The organism is Salinimicrobium oceani, assembly GCF_012037645.1.
The window spans coordinates 1-588 of sequence record NZ_JAAVJR010000254.1; the positions used below are offsets into that span (position 1 = coordinate 1).

General features: G+C 43.7%; 1 protein-coding gene. It reads right to left on the bottom strand.

Annotation, left to right across the window (positions count from 1 at the left end; all coding sequences use genetic code 11):
* The coding region (locus HC175_RS16575) for a S41 family peptidase (protein WP_235942655.1) at positions 1-588 on the bottom strand (588 nt) is incomplete at both ends.

Genomic DNA, 588 nt, shown 5'->3' on the forward strand with positions numbered 1-588 from the left:
TTCCCCATTCTTATACCGGTTAAGGTAGTCGTTGAAATATTCTTCACTGCCATTGTCGTATGGCCGCTGGATAGATCTTCCTGTAGGGGTGTAATACCTTGCAATGGTAAGTCTTACTGCACTTCCATCTCCCAAAGCCATTTCCCGTTGCACAAGGCCTTTGCCGTAGGAGCGTCTGCCTACAATGGTACCTTTATCATTGTCCTGTAAAGCCCCTGCAATGATCTCACTTGCCGAAGCAGAATTTTCATTGATGAGTACATAAAGTTCGCCGGTTTCAAAGTTCCCTTCTTTTGTAGCGTAGGTCTTTTCAACAGCTCCTTTTTTATTCTTTGTGATGAGCACAAGTTTATCTTCAGGAAGGAATTCATCAACGATCTTAGTGGCTTCGGCGAGATAGCCCCCCGGATTATTCCTAAGGTCCAGAACGATTTGGGTAGCACCCTTTTTCTTCAGGCTTAAAAGACCTTTTTTAAATTCTTCATAGGTAGATTCCGCAAAGCGATTGATCTTGATATAGCCAAGATCTTCGGTGAGCATATAAACAGCATCGACGCTTTTTAAGGCCACCTTTCCGCGCTTTACACT